This is a genomic window from Luteitalea pratensis, from assembly GCF_001618865.1.
Lineage (GTDB): Bacteria > Acidobacteriota > Vicinamibacteria > Vicinamibacterales > Vicinamibacteraceae > Luteitalea > Luteitalea pratensis.
Map to the genome: position 1 here is coordinate 5264048 of NZ_CP015136.1, position 22079 is coordinate 5286126.

Genomic DNA, 22079 nt, shown 5'->3' on the forward strand with positions numbered 1-22079 from the left:
TCGTCTACTCGCGCGGCCCTGGACCGTCCGCGTCCTTCAGGAGGGACTTCAGACCCGCCAGTCGCGGATCCTCCCACCGGTTCTCACACGTGCACGTCCCGGTGTTGCGGTTCGTTCCGCAATGCGGGCACAGACCCTGGCAATCAGGCCGACACAACGGCTTCATCGGCACGGCCAGGTAACACTGCTCGCGCGCAACCTGCGCAAGGTCGATCCGCGGTTCGTCGTACAGCACGAGCGACGGATCGTCTTCGGCCATCTCACGGCCATCATCATCGTCACTGTCCGACGATGACGGCGGGCGCGCGCCGGCCTTCTCTGCCGCGGCTGGAACAAAACGCAGATCGACCGGCACGTCGACCGGAAAGTCCGACGGCTCGGTGCACCGCGCGCACGGGAGGGCCAACTGGGCCTTCAACTGGCCGCGCAGGTGATACGTCTCGCCACTGCCCCGCTCGACGTCGCCCTCGAACCGCACTGGACCAATGACCGAGAAGTCCTCGGCTGGCACGTCGAGTGCCGCGGCGGGGATATCGGCCACCACGGGAACGCGGTCGGCAGCGAGAGTCGTGAGGTCAATCACCATGACTGGGCTTACAGCGCCAGTCCGGAGGACCCGCGCGAACAAATAAGGATAGCAGAACCGCGCCGGGAATCGGGAATCGGGAATCGGGTACCGGGTACCGGGTACGGCAGGTGTGGACGCCGGACTTGTCCGGCGCTCAGCAAACGGCCGTCAGGCCCGCGGGGCCTCGATCCAGGGACGGGGGATGAAGAGTTCCTCGAACAGGCGCACGGCGTAACGGTCGGTCATGCCGGCCAGGAAGTCCCTGGCAGCCGCATCCAACCCCTCCCGTTCGAGCGTGCGCGCGTCCAGCCAGGTGCCTGGCTGCTCCCGGACCTTCTCCCAGAGGCCCCCCAGGATCCCCGTGGCCTTGGCGAACTCGGCCGTGGCGACGTCGTTCTCGTACACGTGCGCGAACATGAAGGCACGGAGGTCCAGGAGTGCCTGCAGCACCGGTTCGCTCATCCGGAGCGACTCCAGGTCGCACGCCAGGCTCTGCCGGACGACATCGGTGACCATGGCGCCAATCCGGGCCGACGATGACGTCCCGAGCACGGCGACCGCCGAGGACGGGAGTTCTGCCGGGTTCAGCACCCCGGCGCGCACCGCGTCGTCGATGTCGTGGTTGACGTACGCGATGATGTCCGCAACGCGCGCGATCTGCGCCTCCAGCGTCGCTGCCCGCTCGTGGGCCGGCACGTTGATCGGCAGGCCATGCTTGCCCTTCGAGTGCGTCGAGATGCCCTGCCTCACTTCGTAGGTGAGGTTCAGCCCCTCGCCCCCCTGCTCCAGCACCTCGACGATGCGCAGGCTCTGGGCGGCGTGGGAGAAGCCGCCGGGCACGAGCTTGTCGAGGACCCGCTCGCCGGCATGGCCGAACGGCGTGTGCCCGAGGTCGTGCGCGAGCGTGATGGCCTCGGTGAGTTCCTCGTGCAGGTTCAGCACCTTGGCCAGCGTGCGGGCGATCTGCGAGACCTCGAGCGTGTGGGTGAGCCGCGTACGGTAATGGTCGCCCGCCGGCGAGAAGAACACCTGCGTCTTGTGCTTCAACCGGCGGAAGGCCTTCGAATGCACCACCCGATCGCGATCGCGCTGGAACGCCGGGCGAATCGGATCCTCGGCCTCGGGGCGCGCACGTCCCTGGCTGGCGTCGCTGAAGGTCGCCTGGGGCGCGAGCATCACGCGCTCCCGGGCCTCGAGTTGCTGCCGAATCGTGTTCATGCGGTGGGTCGGACCAGGGACGAGCTCCCCAGCGCCTCGAGAAAGCTCGTGCCGCGCGGCAGTGGCGCCACGCCGAAGTTGTCAGCCATCGTCTGGCCCAGATCGGCAAACGTTTCCCGAGTGCCGAGACTGACACCGGCGGCGACGAGTGCCCCGACGGCCAGCAGCGGCACGTATTCGCGCGAGTGGTCGGTGCTGGGCGTCGTCGGGTCGTTGCCATGGTCGGCCGTGACGACCAGCAGATCAGTCCGGCGCAACTGCGGCAGCAGGTCGGCGAGCCGCGCGTCGAACCGCTCGAGGTTGCGTGCGTAGCCGCCGACGTTGTTGCGGTGCCCGTACAAGGCGTCGAAGTCCACGAGGTTGGCCCAGATGAGGCCCCGCGGCACGTCACGCATGGCCTCCTCCACCCGATCCATTCCCTCGTCGTCGGATGCCGTCGCGAGATGCCGCGTCACGCCGCGCCCGGCGAAGAGGTCCTTGATCTTCCCGATCGCGACGACCGGGTGGCCAGCGTCCGTGAGGTGATCGAGCACGGTCGGCACGGGCGGCTCCAGCGCGTAGTCGTGTCGATTGCTGGTGCGCTCGAACGCGCCCAGTTCGCCGACGAACGGGCGTGCGATGACCCGGCCCACGCCCATGCCCTTGCCCACGATCTCGTAAGCGACTTCGCACCAGCGATACAGCTCGGGGACGGGTACCACGCCCTCGTGGGCCGCGATCTGGAAGACGCTGTCGGCCGAGGTGTACACGATTGGCGCGCCGGTGCGCAGGTGCTCGGCGCCAAACCGCTCGATGACCTCGGTACCCGATGCGACGACGTTGCCGATAGCGGGGCGCCCGATGCCGCGCGTGAACGCGTCCATGACCTCCGGAGGGAAGCCGTCGGGAAACGTCGGGAACGCCCGCTCGAGGACGATCCCGGCCATTTCCCAGTGACCGGTCACCGAGTCCTTGCCCGCGGAGGCCTCGGCCATGCGGCCCCAGGCTCCGGCCGGCACGCCGCCGGAATGACCGAGCGCGGGCACGAGGCGGTCGAGTCCCAGGTGACGCAGCGCGGGCAGGTGCAGGGTGACGCGGCGGGCGATGTTGCCAAGCGTGTCGCTGCCCTCGTCACCGTACCGGGACGCGTCCGGCAGTTCGCCGATGCCGACGCTGTCGAGCACGATCGTGACGATCCGCTCGAAGCGGACACCCATGCGAGCGACCTCAGGCCTCGTGCGTGGCCGAGGAGAAGTAGTTGGGGACGGAGCGATTGGATCGGATCGTCGAGATGGCGTGCTTGAACACCATGTGATCCGCGCCCTCGTGATCGATCACCAGGGCGAACCGATCGAAGTTCTTGATGCGCCCCTCGAGCACCTGTCCATCCATGAGGCGAATCTGGACGACGAGCCGTTCCCGACGCGCGGAGTTGAGAAACACGTCCTGGATGTTGGGCGGCGCTGACGGCTTGGATTCGCGATGGGTGGGCATCAGCGGCAGACTCCGTGGGTCTCGATGAGGGCGCGGGCCGCGTCGAACGTCTCGTCGCGTTCTCCCGCGCCGTCCAACCATATCACTCTCGGTTCCTTGCGGAACCAGATCAGCTGGCGGCGCGCGTACTGCCTGTTCTCGCGCACGATCAGTGCACGCGTCTCGGCATCATCACGCAGCCCGTCGAGCATCTCGAGGATCTGCCGGTACACGAGCCCGCCGAACGGATTGGCCTCGCGCGGGATGCCCGCGGCGAGGTTGTCGCGCACCTCCTGCACGACCCCGCGCGCCCATTGCGCCTCGACGCGCCGGGCCACCCGCTCGCCGATGTCCTCCGGCGGCAACCGCAGCCCGATGACACAGATGTCGTACTCGGGCAGCGGTGGCCGCGTCTCGGCAAAGTGCGCCGAGAGCGGCTGCCCCGTGAGCAGCCAGACCTCGAGCGCGCGCACGAGGCGCTTCTCGTCGCGCGGCATGATGCGCGCCGCTGACGTCGGATCGACACGCGCCAGGATCCGATGGAGGTGTTGGACGCCATGGCGAACCGCGCGTGCGTGCAACCGCGTGCGAACGACGTCGTCGCGACCGGGTCCGTCGAACAGGCCCTCGACGAGGGCCCGGAAGTAGAAGCCGGTCCCGCCCACGAGCATCGGCAGTCGCCCGCGCGCGGAGATCGCGCGAATGCGCGTGGCCGCATCACGCGCGAACTGCGCCGCCGAATAGATGTCGGTCGGCTCCACGACGTCGACCAGGTGATGCGCGATGCCGCCCTGTTCGTGCGCGGGCACCTTGTCGGTGCCGATGTCGAAGCGGCGATAGACGGCCGTGGAGTCGCAGTTGACGATCTCGCCGTCGTAGGCCTGCGCGAGGCGGATCCCGAGCGAACTCTTGCCGGTCGCGGTGGGGCCGAGCACGGCCACCAGCAGCGGCCGTCCCGAGGCTGAGAGTGGCGCGGTCACGTCAGCGCCCTACTGCGAGGGAGGTTGCTCGTTGTAGTAGAAGGTCACCGTGAAGAACGCGGTCGGCGACGGGTACTCCGGCGGCAATGGCGTCGTCGGGTTCGACCACTGCAACGAGTTGGCCGCGGCGCGGTCGAAGGCATCGATGCCCGAGGGCTGCTTGATGCTGACGTCGGTGATGCGGCCGTCCTTGTGGACGTTGAAGGTCACGACGACGTGGCCCTTCATCACCATCGCCGCCTCGGGAATCAGCCAGTTGCGCTTGATCTGCGCGACGAAGCGACGGATCCACGGCCCGAACTCGACGCCCTTGGTGTCGAACTGGATGTAGGGACCGAAGGGTGAGTTGCCACCATCGGGATTGTTGAACGCCTCGTTCTGGACGTACTTTTCGAGGTTGCGCAACGCCTGGCCCAGAGACCCGCCTGGTGGCCGCGCCGCCGGCGATGCCGTTGCCGGGGTGTTGCGGGCCTGCGGGTTTGCGACGACCCCCGTGTCGCCCCTGGCAAGCAGGCCGTTCTGGCCCTCGCGCACGTTGACACCCTGGTTGGTGGCCGGCGCCTGCGCCGATGGCGTCGCCTGGCTCTGGGGCGGCGTCGGAGCGGCGGCGCGGGCCTGCTGCGCCTGCATCTCGCGCGGTGACTCGGAGGGCTCGGGCGCGGGTCCCTTGCCCTTCGCGAGGTCCTTCTGCGACTGCTTCTCGACGAACTCCAGGCTGTTGCCGCGCGAGAGCGGCTGGCTGTTGGTCGCGTTGGGCGCGCGCTGCGTCGTCTGCGCGACGCGATCCTGATCGGCCAGCGAGGCGTTGTCCTTGGGCTTGGCCGCCTTCATGTCGATCCGCGGCTGCACGAACACGAAGCGCGGGCGCTGCTGCTGCTGTTGCTGCATCGCCAGCTGCTGCATCTTCTGCACTTCCTGCTGCTGCAGTTCGGCCTGCTGGGCGAGGTACTCCTGGATGAAGGGGAGCTTGGGCCCGAACAGGAGCAGCGCCAGGATTGCGGCGTGCAGGAACACCGACATCATCACGGCCTCTCGCCGTGACATCGCCGAATCTATGCTCGGCGGCTCTGGTCGGTGATCCTCGAAATCTATGAACATCCGGTTTCTTCAGTATAGAGGGCGAGGGGAAGAATGACGGCCCCCTATGCTGCCCGCCGGGCAACGTAGAGATAGACGACGCCAAACGTCAAAGGGACGGCCTCGCACTGCGTCAGCCCGGCCGCCTCGAGCTGGGCCACGAACTGCGCCGGGGGCGTGAAGCTCTCCACCGAGGCAGGAAGGTACGCGTAGGCCTCGCCGTGCCGTGACACGAGGCCACCGAGCCGCGGCAGGACGTTGCGGAAATACCAGAGGTACGCGGCACGGACCGCGGGCTGTTGCGGGGTCGAGAACTCCAGGATGGCCAGCCGGCCCCCGGGCTTCAGCACCCGCGCGACTTCCGCGAGTGCGACCGACGCGTCCTGGACATTGCGGATGCCGAAGGCGATGGTCACGGCGTCCATCGACCCGGACGCGGCGGGCAGACGCATCGCGTCCCCACGGACCAGCGGAATCACACCGGCGCGGCCCTCGCCGCGCAGCTTTCGCTGCCCCACCTTGAGCATCTCGGCCGAGAAATCGATGCCCAGCACGCGCCGGGCGAGCCGCCGCCGGACCATCGTCCGGGCGACATCGCAGGTGCCGGTGCAGAGGTCGAGGACGCGCTCGGTGCCGGTCAACCGCAGGCGCCGCACCGCGCGCCATCGCCAGTAGAGATCCTGGCCACCGCTGAGCAGGTGGTTCAGCAGGTCGTAACGGCCGGCGATGGCGTCGAACATCCCCGCGATCTTCGCGGGAGCCTTGCCGGTGTCGGGTGAGAGGCCGCCGTAGGTCGGGACCCCGGGGTCCATGGCGGTCATTCACGCCCCACTTGCGGATCCCACACGGGATACAACTGGTGGTCGATGCGCAGCAAGGACAGGATCCGTCCGGCCATGAAGTCGGCCAGATCGGCAATCGTCTGCGGCCGTTGGTAGAACCCCGGCATGGCGGGCACGACCACCGCGCCGGCCTCGGCGCAGAGGACCATGTTCCTGAGTTGCGGCAGGCTCATGGGGGTCTCCCGCGGCATGATCAGCAGCGGCCGGCGCTCCTTGAGCATCACGTCCGCGGCCCGTTCAACGAGGGAGCGCGAGAGGCCGTGCGCAATGGCCGCCATCGTCTTCATCGAGCAGGGGGCGATCACCATCGCGTCGGCGCCCTTGCTGCCGCTGGCGATCCGCGAGCCGAGATCCTTGTTGCTGTGCAGCACCCAGCCGCCGCGACGCACGCCCTCGCCCCAGATCTCCTCCAGGTACGCCTGCAGGCGATCGACGCGGGCCTGCGGGCCAAGTTCGTCGGTCAGCAGGCGCCGGCCGTAGTCGGTGATGACGAGATCGACGTGCTGCCCGTGCTGCAACAGCGCCGACAGCGTGCGCATCGCATAGAGCGCACCACTGGCGCCAGTGACGGCGAGCACGATGCGTCGTGGGGTCTCAACTGACATAGATGCTCAATCCCGTCGTGGCCAGGTACAGCAGGCCGACCCACCCGTTCATGTCGAAGGCCCGTTTCACCTGGGACAGATCGGTCGCGCTGACCAGCGACTGCTCGAAGACCAGCAGGGCGGCCACCAACGCGACGCCGCCGTGGTACACGGCGCCGAGGCCGGCCACGATGCCAAGCGCCGCGAGGCTGGCGATCGTGAGGACATGCAGGCCACGGGAGATGGAGATGGACTTCGGCACGCCGAAACGCACTGGAATCGATCGCAGGCCATGCGCCCGGTCGAAGTCGAGGTCCTGGCACGCGTACAGCACGTCGAAGCCGCCTACCCAGGTGCCGATCGCCAGCGCGAGCAGGACCGGCTGCCACGACGGCCCGCCACCCGAGGCGATCCAGCCGCCCACAGGCGCGACCGCCATGGCGAGGCCGAGGAAGAACTGCGTCGCCCAGGTGACCCGCTTGGCCAAGGAGTACCAGAAGACAATGCCCAGCGCGACAGGCGCGAGCAGCAGGCACAGACGGCTGATCTGCGCACACACGCCGAGGAAGGCCAGGCTCGCCACGACAAGGAAGACCGCGGCTTCGCGGACCGACATCGCGCCGCGCGGAATCTCTCGTTGCGCCGTTCGCGGATTGAGTGCGTCGTAGCGCGCATCGACGAGCCGGTTGAACGACATCGCCGCGCTGCGGGCCGCGACCATCGCCGCGACGATCCAGGCGAGACGAGCCCACGTCATCGGCACGAGGCGGCTCGCCAGCAGTGCGCCGACCAGCGCAAACGGCAGGGCGAACACCGTGTGGCTGAAGCGCACGAACGCGAGATACGTGCGGAGGCGGTCGAAGAGCATCGGAGTCGGGATCGGGAGTCGGGAATCGTCGTCGGGTTCCGGGTCAAGATATTCGGGTCATCGACGTCGTCGACTGTCGACCAAGGTCGACAGCTACACCTCGGTCGGGTGCCTGGCCGGGTACCGGAGGCGGTGCCGTTCAGGACGCCGCGTGCGCAACGAGTTCGTCCAGCCAACGCAGGTCACCGGTGTCCGCGGCATCGGCGACCAACCATTGTTCCACGTCTGCGATTCCGGTGGGCGGTACTCGCACGATCGCATGGCTGGTCGCACCGGGCGCAAGGACGCCAAGGCCTTCGCGCCGTAGCGCTTGCGCGCCACCGCGGGTGGCCGCCGCCAGCAGCGCGGCGGCTGGGACGTCTGGGGCAATCCGCCGCAGAAACGCCAGTTCCGCGAACAGGTTCAGGTCCTCGACGCTGGCCAGGCTGTCGGTGCCGACCGCGACCCGAACGCCCGCCGCGAAGGCCGCGGCGACGGGAGGCACGCCGGCGCCGACCCATCGGTTGCTCCGCGGACACAGCACGACGGTCGCGCCGACGTCGGCCAGCGTCCTGAGTTCTCCCGCACCGAGCTGCGTGCCGTGGACGACAAGCAGCCGCGCATGGAGCGCGCCGAGTTGCTGCAGGTACGGCACGGGTGCGAGGCCAGGCGGCACCCACGTGTCGTCCCAGGCGCCGAGATCGGTGAGCAGGGCGCGGAACGGGCCCGTGCCGCTCGCAAGGAACTCGAGTTCCTCTGGCGATTCGGCCAGATGGATCGACGACACCGCGCCGGTGGCCTCGTAGCCCGCCGCCAGCGACTGGATGAGCGGAGCCGATGTCGAATAGGGCGCGTGTGGCGCCACCGACGCCACCAGCCGCGTCGACCGCTGCTCGGTGAGCCGCGTCTGTGCCAGCGCGGCACCCAGCCGGGTCTCGCCTCCGATGCGCGCCGCGTCGGCCCGCTTGAGCCCGAGTGCCTCGCGGAAGTGCACGCCCGACAGCGACGAGGCGGCCAGTGGCAGCACGGCGACGTCGGTGTTGCCGATGTCGCCGACGCCGGCGGTGCCTGTCGCCTCCATCTGGCCAATCGCCCGGACGACGGCGGCGGTGACGTCTGCCACCGAGGCCGACGAGCCGAAGCGCACGCCCAGCATCGCGCGCACCCACGACACGAAACTGTCGGCAGGCGCCACCGCGCCGGCAAGGTGCGACAGCTCGAGGTGCGTGTGCGCGTTGACGAGGCCCGGCAACACGACGGCGTCGCCCAGGTCGAGGACAGCATCGGGTCCGGGCTGCGGCGCCGATCTCGCAGCGCCAAGCCCGACGATCTCACCGCGCGCCGAATCGACGTCGATCCAGCCATCTCGCAGGACCGGCGCCGCGACGGGAATCACCCACCTGGAGTGGACACGGATGATCACGAGGGGACGACCTGCATCGGGAGTTTTGATTGGCTGCCAGGAACTGACTTTTCAGGTCTCACGGACCGGGTCCGTCGACCGGCACATCAAGAATTGTAGCCGCCCACCACAGGCAGATGGCGCGCTTGAACGTCCGCGCCGCGGCGGTCATGGCCGACGGCTGCACCACGCAACCGCACCTATTCCTGGCGCAACGCTGCTGTCGGATTGAGGCGCGCGGCCCGAGCCGCCGGAATCGCGGCGGCCGCCAGGCACGCGGCGACGATGACGACGCCGGCGGCGGCGTATGAAACAGGGTCGAGCACCCGCACGATTCCGCCCAGGCCCGCGGCGGCTGGCGAGGCCAGCAGCAACACCGCCAGTCCAGCCGCGGCCAGCGCGCCGATCGCGAGGCCGATGCCGACGGGCCGAATCGTCTGCAACAGGACGAGCCGCGTCACGTCGGACGCCGCGGCGCCGAGCGCCATGCGGATACCGATCTCCCTGGACCGTCGCTCCACGAGATAGGACAGCACCCCGAACAGACCGGAGAGCGTCAACGCCAGCGCCAGTGCGCCGAGCACGACCGTCAACCAGAACGCGAGCCAGAGGAAGTACGTGACCATGCGCGTCACCCACACCATGGCGCCTACCTGGCCGCGGTTGGCCATGTTGGGATCGATCGCCGAGAGCCGTGTCACGAGTGACTCCTGCGCGCGGGTGGCGTCACCGTGCACACGCGCGATCAGTGACGTGCCTGGCATTGCCGCACTGGTCGGGACGTAGACGACGGCGGCCTCGAGCGGCGCGATGCGGAAACCAGCCACGTCCTTGACGACACCGACGACCGTTACAGTGCGCGATTCCAGGACGGGTTCACCAGGCGTGATCACGCCCGCGCCCGTGTCGCGGTCGAGGCGCAGCACCTGACCGACGGCCTGGCCTGTGGGCCACAGCCGACGCGCGGTCGCCTCCGAGACGACGGCGACCGAGAGGTTGGACGAGCGCTCCGCGGGCATGAAGCCTCGGCCCTGCAGCACCTCGATACCAAGCAGGCCGAAGTACTCCGGCGAGACGAACTGGCACGGCAGCGTCGTCTTGCCGGTGTCGGTTTCGGCGACGACCCGTGGACCGGTGCTGAGCGCGCTCGGCCACGACGCGGCAATCGCGGCCACCGACGGCTCGTCGCTCACCGCCTGCACCATCGCCATGCGCGCCTCCTCGCTGCTCACCCGGACCACGACGATGTCCGAGATTCGTACGCCGGGACTTTCGATCGCAGCGGTGAACGTGCTCCGCAGGAACACCGCCGCGCAGATCAGCAGAAGGGCCGAAGCGCTCACCTGGAGGCCGATGAGGAAACTGCGCGCGCGCCCGGGCCGCGTGTCCCGGGTCACTTCGCCGCGTATCGTCCGGACCGGTTCGATCCGCGTCGCCTGCAGCGCCGGCGTGAGGCCGAAGAACGCCGTGGACAGGACAGCCCCAATCACCAGGAACAGCAGCACTCGCCAGTCGGCGTCCGGCACCCTCAGGCGCACGTCGCCGATGGCCGACGGGATGCTGGTCATCACCCCGTTGATGATGCCCCTGAGCACGACGCGTGAGATGACGTATCCGGCCGCTGCGGCCACCAGCGCCAGCAGCAGGCTCTCGGTCAGCAACTGGAAGACGATGCGTCGTCGTGTGGCGCCGATCGACAGCCGGATGCCGATCTCGCGCTGGCGCGCCACGCCTCGCGCCAGGAGCAGATTGGTGACGTTGGCACACCCGATCAGGAGAATCAGGCCAAATGCGAAGAACAGCGGCGCGGTCACGATCACCGCTTCGAGCGGCTGCGGCACCGTGCCGCGTCGTGGCGTGAGCACGACGTCCGACACGCCCTTCTCGTTCGGGTCACGGGCCTCCTGCGCGCCATCCCACACGGCGAGCTCGGCACGTGCCTGCTGCGGCGTCAATCCGGGCCTCAGGCGCCCGATGATGCCCACACCGGCCTCGGATGGACGGTCTCGATGTGCCGGAAGCAACTGACCGAGCAGCGAGAGCGGCGCCCAGTAGTCCGGGGGACCAACCATCAGGCCGCGGAATCCTTCGGGCATGACGCCGACAATCTGGAACGTGAGACCGTTGACGAGCAACTCACGGCCGAGAATGGCCGGATCCCGGGCGAACATGCGCTCCCAGCCGCGGTGGCTGAGCACCATCACCTGTCGTCCCGCCAGCGGCTCGTCGTCGCTCTGCGTGAGCGCACGGCCCATTGCGGCGTGGACACCGAGGACCTGAAAGAAGTTGCCGGTGACGAGCGACCCCGTCATCGTCCGGCCCTCGACATGGCTGTCGAGGTCGGCAAACTCCGCGTAGGTCCCCGTGAAGACCCTGGTGTCGCGAGCCAGCGCGTCGAATTGGCCCCGCGTGAACGGCGGCGATGGGTCGCCGCCCGTTCGTGCCCGTTCCACCGCGAACATCTCGTGGATGTCCGGAACGCGATCGACACGGAACAGGAACGTGCTGAGGAACGTGAAGGCCGCGGCGACCAGCCCGAGGCCGAGCCCGACCGTCGCGATGATGGTGAGCGAGACCAGCGGCGCGCGCGCGAAGCCTCGCAGCGCGTACCGCGTGTCGCGCACGATGTTGTCGATGGCGTTGATGCCACGCGCGTCTCGACACTCGTCGGCGATCCCTGGCATGGAGCCGAAACGCCGCCGCGCCGCGACGCGGGCATCCGCTTCCGGCACGCCCTCGTCGATGAGTTTCTGTACTTCCCGATCGATGTGGAACGCCAGTTCCTCGTCGAGTTCGCGTTCGACGCGGCTGCGGGCAAACATCGCACGGGCGCGCAACGACCAGCTGCGGAGATTCATCTCGTCACGCCAACTTCATGACGCGACCGATCGCGGCGGCCATGCGATCCCACTCGCGCGCCTCGACAGCCAGCTGCCGGCGGCCCGAGGCGGTGAGCCGGTAGTACTTCGCGCGACGTCCAAGCTCGGACACGGCCCACTCGGCCTCGATCCAGTCCTGATGTTCGAGCCGATGGAGGGCGGGATACAGCGACCCCTGGTTCACCTGGAGGACGTCCCCGGAGATCCGCTGGATGCGTTCGGAGATCGCCCAGCCATGCAATGCGTCGTTCTGCAGGGTCCGGAGGATCAGCAGGTCCAGCGTGCCGGGGAGGAGGTCTGGTGTAGGGCGGCGTGCCATGGTGTCGACTACCGACACTAAGGCCGTTGTTGTCGACTGTCAACACCAGCGACGCGATTCGTCACAGGGGACTGAAGAATGTCCGGGTACCGGGTCCCGGGTATCGGGTACCACACTCCGGGATTCGGGATTCGGTAGGGCCGGCTCTCCGAGCCGGCCAAGAGCCGCTATTACGCCAGCTGCGAACGGCGGGCACGCTCCTCGCGGCTCCGCGCCTCGTAGGCCGCGAGTTCGGCGGGCATGCGCTCGGCCCCCTCCTGCTTGGCGACGTCCAGCGACAGCCTTCGCGGCACCGCGCGCTCGCGGAACACCGGCGGCCCGACGAGGTCGTAGTGCATCGTGCGCCGCATCGGCGTGAACCCGGCGTTCTCGATGTTGCGCACGATCTCGACTTCGTCCATGCAGTAGCTCGCGCCAGCCGCACGGACGACGTTCTCCTCGATCATCACGCTGCCCATGTCGTTGGCGCCGAAGGCCAGGCTCAACTGGCCGACCTTGCCGCCTTGCGTGACCCACGAGGCCTGCACGTTGTCGAAGTTGTCGAGGACGATGCGGGCGAGCGCAAGCGTGCGGAGATATTCGATGCCCGTGAGCTCGACGCCGGCAAGCTCGGTGTGATCGGGCTGGTAGCTCCACGTGATGAAGGCCGTGAACCCGTGCGTTTCGTCCTGCAGGGCGCGCAACCGCATCATGTGCTCGATGCGCTCCGCTGGCGTCTCCACGCTCCCGTACATCATCGTCGCGGTGGTACGTAGTCCCTGGAGGTGCACTTCGCGCATGATGCCGAGCCACTCGTCCGCGGTTGCCTTGCCGTAGCAGTTGAGCAGCTTGCGGACACGGTCGACGAGGATCTCGGCGCCACCGCCGGGCACGCTGTCGAGCCCGGCCGCGATCAACCGCGAGACGACCTCCGGTACGGGCAACTTCGACATCCGGGAGATGTGCAGAATTTCGGGAGGCGACAGCGCGTGCAGCCTGAATGTCGGGTACGCCGCCTTGACGGCGCGGAACAGGTCCTCGTACCAGGCGAGCGGGATGTCCGGGTTGTGGCCGCCCTGCAGCAGCAACTGGTTGCCGCCGACACTGATCGTTTCGTCGATCTTGGCAAACAGCTCCTCACGCGACAGCACGTATCCATCGGCACTGCCGACGGTGCGGTAGAACGCGCAGAAGTTGCAGCGGGCCACGCAGACGTTCGTGTAGTTGACGTTGCGGTCGATGATGTAGGTGACGACACGCTCCGGATGACGCCGCGCGCGAATCGCGTCCGCAAGGCGTCCCAATTGCCACGTGCTCGCGTCGCGGTACAGCGTCAGCGCCTCGTCGGCGTCGATCCGCTCCCCGCGGTTGATCTTGTCCGCAATCGTTGCCACCGACATCTGAGTCACGGCCTCGTCAAGCTCTCTCGGACGCCAACGCGCCCGCCTGCGTCGTCCCGGGGACCGCCGCCTGGCCCATGCGATCGACGACCTCGAGGACCTCCGGGCGTACCGGGGCCAGCCCCTCGTCCATCGCCAGCGTCAGGTAGCGCGACAACCCGCGCAGGGCGGGCTCATCGAGATGGTACCGGATGTTCTGGCGCAGGTAGCGCTCCAGGCGGCCAGCGCGTGTGGAGTCGCCCGCCGCCTCGGCTTCTGCAAGCAAAGGAATGGCGGCCTGTCCGGCGCGACTTGCCGCGTGCAAGAGGTCGATCAACGCCGGCGTCACCACGCCGGGCCGAGCCACCCAGGCGGCAAACACGAACGGCAACCCGGTGAACGCCTGCCACGCCTCGCCGAGATCGATTTTGATCGCGCCAAGCGATTGCCACGGGGCGTCGAGCGCGGGATCGCCGATCATCAGCGCCGCGTCGGCGACGTCCAGCATCGAGGCCAGGTCCGGCGACGCGTCGACATATTCGGGCTCGATGCTCCAATGGTGACGACAAAGAATCCGCACCAGCCCGACCGAACTCCGAGAGCTGACATCGAGCGCCAGGCGGCGGATCTGTGCCACCGGCACGCGCGTGAACAGCGCCACCGAGTTGACCGTGCCCTCGCAGGCGATCGCGAGTCCCGGGACGAGGTCGTAGTGCACCGGTCCTCTCAAGATCTCGATCACCGGCACGAGACCGAGATCGATCTCGCCCGCGTGCAGCAGGCTCGCGCACACCGAGGGCAGGTCGAGGCGCAGCGATACTCGAGGATCACGGTCGAGGCCATACGCGAGGGGACTCGCGTTCAGGAACCCGACCGCCCCGATGCGAATCACGCCGCGCCTCGCGGGCGAAAGGCGCCGTCGCGCTCGACGGCGTCGAGCGACGCGGCGGCGAGGTTGCGCCGGACTTCCTCGAGGATCGCGCGGCGCGGCCCGTGCGGCATGTCGTCGCGCGCAGGGACGGCGTCGATGTCGTCGGCGCCAAACAGCAGGCACGACTGCGACAGCTTCGCGCCCATGCGCACCCAGTGCGCCTGGATGTGCGGGACGTTGTCGAGCACGAGACGCGCGACCGCCACGTGGCGCATGTCGTCGTAGCCCGTTGTGGGCTGCTCGAGCGACGTCTCGACGGGTAACGGCGCACAGGCGCGCACAACGCCGGTTGCGGCCTGCCACGCTCGCAGCGCCTCGAGTTGGTCGAGCAGTGCGTCGCCGTCGACGGGCGTTCCAAGCGTGACCGACTGCACCGGCAGTCCCGCCGATGCCAGCGCGTCGAGGTCCGCGGCCACCAGGCGATCGAGCCGTGCCGAGGCCACCGCGTGGAGCCCTGCTTCGCGCAGCGTGGCGGCGACATCGGCGAGCGGCCCGAGCGCGGAAAGCTCTTCGACCGTCCACGCCGAGACGGGCACGCCGCCCCGCGACGCCGCGGCCAGCACCATCAGGCGCGCGGTGGCGAGCGAGGCTGGGGCGCCCACGAGCCGCAGTTCTCCCATGGAGAACGTGCCGCCCTCCGCGGTCGCGAGTTGTGGCAGGTCCAGGCCGAACCCGCCGGTATCGGCGGGGACGTGCGACACGTCCACGACCTGCACGCGGACGAACGTACCGCGCGTGCCGTGTCGCCGCGTTCGCGCGTCCGCCGCGAGCATGCCCAGCCCGATCAGGTCGCGGCTGTGCGCAAGGGCGTGCAACTGCGACGCCGAGAGCGCCTCGCCAGCCGCCAGGGCCTCCGTGAGTCGATCGAAATCCACCGCCGCCATTGCCATCATCCCTGGGTCATCTGGTCGTTGATGCGCTGCGCGAGCGCCAGCGCCCGGCGCCCCTGCGCGCCATCCACCCGCGGCGCGCGACCGCCACGCACCGCGCCCACGAAATCCTCGAGTTCCCGGCGAAGCGGTTCGGCCTCGGGGACGGCGACCGGACCGCCCTCGATCGCCGGACGCCCGCCGTCCACCTTGCGGAGCCGCCACACTTCCAGCTCCCGGCTCGCGTAGTCGACCGACACGTAGGCGGCCGGCTCGATGAAGCGAACCTTGCGCACGCGATCGCGACTGATCCGACTCGCGGTCACATTGGCGATGCAGCCACCGGCAAACTTGAGCCGCGCGTTGGCGATGTCGACACGACCGGTCAGTACCGGCACGCCCACGGCCTCCACACCCACCACCTCTTCGTCCACGACCGACAGTAGTACGTCGAGGTCATGGATCATCAGGTCGAACACGACGTCGATGTCCAGGCTTCGGTCGGGGAACGTGCCGAGCCGGTGTACCTCGATGAAGCGCGGCCGCGAGAGAAAGGGCCGGGCCGCATCGACGGCCGGGTTGAACCGTTCCGTGTGCCCCACCGCGAGCAGCACCCCACGTGCTTGCGCCCGCGCGATGAGGTCGTCGGCCTGGGCGAGCGTGGTCGTCATCGGCTTCTCGACCAGCACGTGGATGCCGGCGTCGAGCAGCATCGCGGCAAGCTCGTGGTGCGCCTCCGTCGGCGAGGCGATCGTCACGGCGTCGACCATCCCGATCAGCGCCGAGGGGTCGGTCAGGTGCGCCTGCGCGCCATGCTGCGCCGCGATCTCGGCAGCCCGCGAGGCATTGACGTCGACGACGGCGGCAAGCACGGCGTCGGGCGTGTCGCCAAGGATCCGGGCATGATGGCGTCCGAGCGCGCCCACGCCAATCACTCCCACCCGCACCGCATCAGCCACGTGCCTGTTCTCCCAGGGGACGTCCGACGACGGTCACGCGCGCGGCGTCGGCCGCGTCGGCCACGGCCTGTCCGTCGAGCACGAGCGTGCGTCCGGCGTCGATGGACAGGATCCGGATGCCGGCGTCCCGCAAGACCGCAATCGTGGGCAACCCGACGATGGGGACGTCGAAGCGCATGTCCTGCCGCGGCTTGGCGACCTTGATGACGCACGCGCCGGGCCCGGCGATTCGTCCGGCCCGCCGGATCGTCTCGTCCGTGCCTTCCATCGCCTCCACGGCCACCACGGCCTGGTCCTTCACGACGATCGTCTGTCCGATGTCGAGGCCGGCAATGGCGTCGGCCATCCGGTAGCCGAACTTGAGGTCGGCCCTTGCCACGTCGTCTGGCGCGGGCCCGGCGATGTGACCTTCCCGCGCCAGCAAGGGCTGCAGGAACACCGTCGAGTCGAGCAACTCGATGCCCTTGCCGCGCATCACGTCGGCGATCGCCGAGATCAGGGCATCGGTGGACTTGGCGCGCAGGCGCATCAGCACCTGCAACAGCGTCCAGTCGGGCGTGATATTGGCAAACAACTTGGCGTGCTTGACCTGGCCGGCCATCACCGCCTGTGCGCAGCCGGCCTCCTGCAACAGCTGGATGCAGCGCCCCAACTGGCCGAGCGAGACCGAGTGCAGAGCGGCGCCGACTGCCGCGGCGCGTTCGACCAGATCGTCGCCGGTTTCTTCCTTGATCGCGACGACGGTGACCTCATGCCCCAGGGCGGAAGCCGCGTCGAGCACGAGCAGGGGGAACTTGCCGTTGCCGGCGATGAGGCCGATGGGAGGCATGGATCAGGCAGCCTGCCGCCTGCAGCCTGCAGCCTTGGGCTACAGGCTACCGGCTACATGTCACTCGTCTGGAGAGACGTCTTCGGGACGCCGGGTCGCACGGCGCAGGATCACCCCGCGCTTGCTCTGCCGGATGAAATCGATGAGGTACTGCACCTCGGTGCACTGCAACTCGGGATCCTTTTCAATCTCGGCCAACGCTCGCGTGGTGTTGAGCCGTGACACGAGGAGATACCGGTACGCGTGGCGGAGGCGCGTGACCGCGCCGGCGGTGAACCCCCGCCGCATCAGGCCGATGGTGTTCAGCCCGTAGTTGCGGGCGCGGTTGCCCACGGTCTTGGCAAATGGCAGCGCGTCCTTGGTGACCACCGAGTAGCCGCCGATGAACGCGTGGCTGCCGATACGGCAGAACTGGTGCACCCCAGAGAACGCGCTAATCGTCGCGCAGTCCTCGACGGTGACGTGCCCGCCCAGGGTGGCGGCGTTGCCGAAAATCGTGTGATTGCCGACGCGGCAGTCATGCGCGATGTGCGAGTACGCCATGAACAGGTTGTGGTCGCCGATGCGCGTAACGCCGCCGCCGCCCTCGGTGCCGCGATGCACGGTGACGAACTCGCGGAAGACGTTGAACCTGCCGATCTCGAGCCGCGTCGGTTCGCCGCGGAACTTCGTGTCCTGCGGGATGAGGCCGATCGACGCGTACGGGAACACTTCCGTCCCTTCGCCGATGGTCGTTGCGCCGTCGATGATCGCGCCCGCGCCGATCTTGCAGCGCGGCCCGATCTTCACCTGCGGCCCGATCACGGCATTGGCCGCGACCACCGTCCCGGCTCCGATCTCCGCGCCCTGCTCGACCACCGCCGTCGGATGGATGATGGCCGGCTCGGGCTCGATCGCCATCACGAGCGTGCCCTCGGCCACGATCTGGTCGTGGACGTAGGCGACACCGCGGACACGCGCCATCGTTGCGCGCCGCCGCTCGATCGAGAGCTCGAGACGCACGCGATCGCCGGGGCCGACCGGCTTGCGGAACTTCACGCCATCGGCGCCGCGCAACGACGCACGGTGCGGCAGGATCGTGCCGTCGGCGGCCTGCAGGAGCAGCACGCTTGCAGCCTGGGCCATCGACTCGATCATCAGCACGCCCGGCATCAGCGGCGCGCCCGGGAAGTGGCCCGGGAAGAAGTCTTCGTTGACCGTGACGTTCTTGATCGCGACCAACCGCTCACCGCACGTGAAGTCGGTGACGGCATCGACCATCTGCAGCGGGAAACGCGAACAGAGCCGGTCGATGACTGGAGGGAGATGGATGGACACGAAGCGTTCGTCCGGCAACCTGAAGGGCAGCCCGGCCCCGGCGCGTCGCCGGGGTCGGCTGCAGCGGGCTGCGCTACTTGGCTGCCGGGGTGGCAGCGTCGAGCGCGGTGACGACGTCGGCGGTCACGTTGAGGCCGGCGTCGACCCACACGACACCGGCATCGGCGATGCTCAGGATGAAGTGGAGGTTCTTCGCCTTCGCGACCTGCTCGATGATCGGCAAGAGCTTCTGCTGGAACTGCACCTGCAACTCCTGCGTGAACTCCTGGATTTCCTTCTGGGCATCCTGGCTGGAGCGTTGCAGTTCGGTCTGCAGCCGCTCCACTTCCTTGGCCTGCTGGGCCCGCGCGGATTCGCTCAGCACCGCGCCACCTTGCTCCAGCTTCTGCTGGGCCGCCTGGAGCTGCTTCTGCTTGCCCTCGAGTTCGGCAGTCCGCTTCGCCTGGAGGTCCTTGATCTTGACGCCCGCGGCCTGCCCTTCCCTGCTCGTCGTCGCGACCGTGTTCAGATCGACGTAGGCGATCTTGGCATCGGCCGGGAACGGCCGCGGCGCGGGACGGGCCGCAGGCGCCGCCGGCTGGGCCGGGGCGGGCTGGGCCGGGGCGGGCTGGGCCGGGGCCGCCGTGGCGCCCTTGGGGGCAGGGGTTTGCGCGCCGGCGGCAGCGGCCACCAGCAGCAGGCACATCGTGGACACGGTAATCACGGACTTCATCGACAGCAATCCTTTCGACCCAGCATGGGCCGGCCCTTCCTGGGCCGGACCCGCATCATTGAAACACACCCGTGGTTCAGCTCAGAACGTCGAGCCCACGGCAAACCGGAACTGGAAGCCCTTCGTGGGGGTGTAATCGTTGCGGAGGACACCCTCGCGCTGAGGGTTGGCAGCGAAGATCAGGCGGAACGGCACGTTCAGCACCGGCATGAAGAACCGGACTTCTGCGCCGGTGGACGTCTTGAACTCGTCCCACGTGAAATTCTGGCGGTCAATACGGACCTGACCGGCATCGTAGAAGAGCACCAGGCGCACCGGCCCGGCGATGCTGATCAGGTATTCGAAGTTGAACAGCAGGCTCTTGTTGCCACCGTACACGGCGCCGGTCTGCGGGTCGCGCGGACCGATGGAGCGGACATCGAAGCCGCGCACGCTGTACTCGCCACCCAGCACCAGGCGCTCGAACAGGGGCAGCGGCAGCGAGTCGCCCCAGGCCTTGATGTACTCGGCCTCGGCCCGGAAGCCGAACGACGTCCGGCGCGTGTGCCGCAAAAACTGGACGAACTCGAAACGAGGCTTGTAGAAGCTCGTGTTGCCGCCGAGCCCGGCCAGGTCGATCGACGCCGTCACGCGACGACCCGTGTTCGGGAAGATCGGATTGTCCACGGTGTTGTGAACGAGGCTGGGCACGACCTTGCTGATGGTGCGGGCCCCGGCCGGGGTGCAGATCTGCCCGCCGTCGGGGTCCTCCTCGGTCGGCGGCGTCGGGGTGCACTGCAGCAGCAGCGCGTCCTGCAGGAACGGGTTGCGTCCGATCACGTCGGGGTCGGTGTAGGCCGGGTTCAGGTCGGAGATCATGACCTGCTCGAAGCTGTACTGCAGGAACCCACGCGTGAAGTTGCGCGTGAGCGGGAAGCCCCAGACCGTGTTGACGCCGGTCGTGTTCTGCGTGAAGGCGCCGATGTACTGGATGGCACGGCGTGAGACGTCCACGCCCGCGGTGATCGGGCGATCGAACAGGTACGGCTCGGTGAACGCGACCTGGTAGAACTGGGTCCGTGAGCCGGCAGCGACCGAGAGCGACAGCGTCTCGCCCCGCCCCATGAAGTTCGATGTCGAGAACGCCAGCTGTCCGAAGAAGCCCTCGTACTGGGAGACACCGGCTCCGAAGGTGAGCTGATTGCGGTTCTGCTCCTGCAGCGCGAGCGTGACGTCGACCTTGTTCTTCTCGCCTGGCGTCTTCTTGACGTCGATGCCTTCCTGGCCTTCCTCGAGTTGCTTGAAGTAGCCGAGCTGGTTCAGGCGGCGGACGCTGTTCTTGAGCGACTCGGTGTTGAACACGCCACCCTCGAGCAGGTTCAGCTCGCGACGGATGACGTTGTCGCGCGTCGTCGTGTTGCCCTTGAACGTGATGCGGTTGATGAAATACTGCTCGCCTTCCTGCATGCGCATGGTCACGTCGACCACGGGCGGGCCGCTCGGTTCGGAGCCCTCGGGCAGGAACTGGTCGGGATGGCTGGGGTCGACCATGTCGAGCGGCTTCAGGTCGGGAAAGCCGGTGAATTCGAAATAGCCGCCCGTGCCATACAACTCGCGAGCCTTCTCGAGACCCTTGCGGATTTTCTTCTCGGAGTAGTAATCGCCCGTCTCGAGCTTGAAGATCGGCTGCAAGGCCTCGCCCTTCACCACCGTGTTGCCTTCGAAGGCGAACTTGCCCACCTTGTACCGGCGGCCCTCGGTCACCGGAATGCGCAGCTGCACCGACCGGTTCTTTCCGTCGGCGGAAGCGTCGAGCGTCTTGATTTCGGGCTGCCCGACGCGGGCGGCGATGTAGCCCTCCTCGCGATAGAGCCCGCGGACGTTCTCGGCGTCGTCTTCGAACTTGGCCTGCTGGTAGACGCCCTTGCTGCGGAAGCGGTTGATGATCGTCCGCTCCTTGTTCTCCTTCATCCGGCGCTTCAGCGCCCCATCACCGATCGCCTGATTGCCGACAAACTCGATGTCCTTGATGAGGACCCGGGGACCGTCCTTGATCGTAAACGTGAGGTTGACCAGTTTGGGCCCACCGGCAATCGGCGTGACGGTGTGCGAGACCTCGCCGTCCAGGTACCCCTTCTCGGACAGCATCTCGCGGACGACGCCCTCGACACGGCGGATCTGCGCCGGGTCGATGAACGAGTCGAGGCGGATCACGTTGTTGATCTCGCGCAGCTTCTCGTCGACCTTGGTCGCCTCGATCTTCTCGCTGCCGACGTACTCGACGATCTTGACGCGCTGCCGCTCCTCGAGCCGGAAGCGGACGTACTTGCCGACAACCCCGTTCGGGTAGGGCGTGTCGAGCACCTCGACCGCGAGGTCGTCGAGGAAGCTCGTGGCCCAGAGTCGCTTGAAGTCCTCGACGAGATCCTTCTCGACCTCGGGTGTGAACGGCACCCAGACGTTCTGCGACGGGCGGCTGCCGCGGTTCTTGATGTAGTACAGGTACGTCTCGAACTCGATCGAGGAGACGTTGCCCTGGGTCGGGAAGCAGAGTTCCACCGCGCGAAGGACCGGGCCGCTGCCCTGCGGTGGCTGGGCGGTCGCCGTCGTGGGCGGGATGACGGCACAGGCGCCCTCGGCATCCAACACACTCTTGGCCGGCAACTGGACTTCCCCGCCGGTCGTCACCGTGGTGTCGGTCGATGGGGGCGGGGGGGGCGGTGTCGGACGCGATTGCGTCGCGTCACCCGTCGGCGGGGCTGACGGGGGCTTGGCGGGCGTCGTTGGCAGCGGCGGCCGCGGCGCGGATGGGGGTGCCTGCGGCGACGTCGGCGGCTGGCCGCCCGCGAGAGCGACCGGGGTTGCCCACAGGGCCAGGCACAGGACCCCAGCAGGGGCAGCGAATTTCATGCGTGTTCGAGAGTCCGTGGGGCGTCGCATCGGCGGCCCGGAGCCTG

20 protein-coding genes are annotated in these 22079 nt (G+C 68.3%); all 20 read right to left on the reverse strand.

Going from position 1 to position 22079, the window contains the following annotated elements:
- Positions 1-4 precede the first annotated feature (4 nt).
- A complete protein-coding gene (locus LuPra_RS22080; protein ID WP_110172755.1) occupies positions 5-586 on the reverse strand; it encodes a YceD family protein in 582 nt (193 codons plus the stop codon).
- 150 nt (positions 587-736) lie between these two features.
- Positions 737-1786 carry a deoxyguanosinetriphosphate triphosphohydrolase gene (locus tag LuPra_RS22085; protein WP_110172756.1) on the reverse strand — a complete coding sequence of 350 codons (1050 nt, stop codon included), beginning with the start codon at positions 1784-1786 and terminating at the stop codon, positions 737-739.
- Complete coding sequence (locus LuPra_RS22090) at positions 1783-2982, reverse strand: phosphopentomutase (protein WP_110172757.1); 1200 nt, start codon at positions 2980-2982, stop codon at positions 1783-1785. The genes LuPra_RS22085 and LuPra_RS22090 overlap by 4 nt, the downstream gene beginning before the upstream one ends.
- A gap of 10 nt (positions 2983-2992) precedes the next feature.
- Entirely contained in the window at positions 2993-3259 is a 267-nt protein-coding gene (gene hfq, locus LuPra_RS22095; RefSeq protein WP_110172758.1) for an RNA chaperone Hfq, read from the reverse strand.
- Entirely contained in the window at positions 3259-4218 is a 960-nt protein-coding gene (gene miaA, locus LuPra_RS22100; RefSeq protein WP_110172759.1) for a tRNA (adenosine(37)-N6)-dimethylallyltransferase MiaA, read from the reverse strand. The genes hfq and miaA overlap by 1 nt, the downstream gene beginning before the upstream one ends.
- Before the next feature lie 9 nt (positions 4219-4227).
- On the reverse strand, positions 4228-5262 hold the full coding sequence (locus LuPra_RS22105; RefSeq protein ID WP_157899531.1) for a TonB family protein: 1035 nt from the start codon (positions 5260-5262) through the stop codon (positions 4228-4230).
- A gap of 98 nt (positions 5263-5360) precedes the next feature.
- The gene (gene ubiE / locus LuPra_RS22110) at positions 5361-6116 is read right to left on the reverse strand and encodes a bifunctional demethylmenaquinone methyltransferase/2-methoxy-6-polyprenyl-1,4-benzoquinol methylase UbiE (RefSeq protein WP_110172761.1); all 756 of its coding nucleotides are present in this window, start codon (positions 6114-6116) and stop codon (positions 5361-5363) included.
- The gene (locus tag LuPra_RS22115; RefSeq protein ID WP_110172762.1) at positions 6113-6742 is read right to left on the reverse strand and encodes a UbiX family flavin prenyltransferase; all 630 of its coding nucleotides are present in this window, start codon (positions 6740-6742) and stop codon (positions 6113-6115) included. The genes ubiE and LuPra_RS22115 overlap by 4 nt, the downstream gene beginning before the upstream one ends.
- Positions 6732-7589: a UbiA-like polyprenyltransferase gene (locus LuPra_RS22120; RefSeq protein WP_110172763.1), complete on the reverse strand. Its 858-nt coding sequence runs from the start codon at positions 7587-7589 to the stop codon at positions 6732-6734. Before LuPra_RS22120 ends, LuPra_RS22115 begins: the two co-directional genes overlap by 11 nt.
- Positions 7590-7728: 139 nt before the next feature.
- Positions 7729-8991 (reverse strand): amidohydrolase family protein, encoded by a 1263-nt coding sequence (locus tag LuPra_RS22125; RefSeq protein WP_157899532.1) that lies wholly within the window; start codon positions 8989-8991, stop codon positions 7729-7731.
- 179 nt (positions 8992-9170) lie between these two features.
- A complete protein-coding gene (locus LuPra_RS22130; protein WP_110172765.1) occupies positions 9171-11828 on the reverse strand; it encodes an ABC transporter permease in 2658 nt (885 codons plus the stop codon).
- 4 nt (positions 11829-11832) lie between these two features.
- Positions 11833-12168 (reverse strand): PadR family transcriptional regulator, encoded by a 336-nt coding sequence (locus LuPra_RS22135; RefSeq protein ID WP_110172766.1) that lies wholly within the window; start codon positions 12166-12168, stop codon positions 11833-11835.
- A 170-nt stretch (positions 12169-12338) separates the two neighbouring features.
- Complete coding sequence (gene mqnC, locus LuPra_RS22140; protein ID WP_110172767.1) at positions 12339-13547, reverse strand: cyclic dehypoxanthinyl futalosine synthase; 1209 nt, start codon at positions 13545-13547, stop codon at positions 12339-12341.
- A gap of 16 nt (positions 13548-13563) precedes the next feature.
- Positions 13564-14418 carry a menaquinone biosynthetic enzyme MqnA/MqnD family protein gene (locus tag LuPra_RS32195; protein ID WP_157899533.1) on the reverse strand — a complete coding sequence of 285 codons (855 nt, stop codon included), beginning with the start codon at positions 14416-14418 and terminating at the stop codon, positions 13564-13566.
- Complete coding sequence (locus LuPra_RS32200) at positions 14415-15341, reverse strand: hypothetical protein (protein ID WP_162271467.1); 927 nt, start codon at positions 15339-15341, stop codon at positions 14415-14417. The genes LuPra_RS32195 and LuPra_RS32200 overlap by 4 nt, the downstream gene beginning before the upstream one ends.
- Before the next feature lie 5 nt (positions 15342-15346).
- On the reverse strand, positions 15347-16285 hold the full coding sequence (locus tag LuPra_RS22150) for a Gfo/Idh/MocA family protein (RefSeq protein ID WP_234800504.1): 939 nt from the start codon (positions 16283-16285) through the stop codon (positions 15347-15349).
- On the reverse strand, positions 16278-17114 hold the full coding sequence (locus tag LuPra_RS22155; RefSeq protein ID WP_110172769.1) for an LpxI family protein: 837 nt from the start codon (positions 17112-17114) through the stop codon (positions 16278-16280). Before LuPra_RS22155 ends, LuPra_RS22150 begins: the two co-directional genes overlap by 8 nt.
- A 60-nt stretch (positions 17115-17174) precedes the next feature.
- On the reverse strand, positions 17175-18431 hold the full coding sequence (lpxA, locus tag LuPra_RS22160; protein ID WP_162271468.1) for an acyl-ACP--UDP-N-acetylglucosamine O-acyltransferase: 1257 nt from the start codon (positions 18429-18431) through the stop codon (positions 17175-17177).
- 73 nt (positions 18432-18504) lie between these two features.
- Positions 18505-19116 (reverse strand): OmpH/Skp family outer membrane protein, encoded by a 612-nt coding sequence (locus LuPra_RS22165; protein WP_157899535.1) that lies wholly within the window; start codon positions 19114-19116, stop codon positions 18505-18507.
- Between the two features lie 108 nt (positions 19117-19224).
- Complete coding sequence (gene bamA, locus LuPra_RS22170; RefSeq protein WP_157899536.1) at positions 19225-21810, reverse strand: outer membrane protein assembly factor BamA; 2586 nt, start codon at positions 21808-21810, stop codon at positions 19225-19227.
- Positions 21811-22079: the final 269 nt, after the last annotated feature.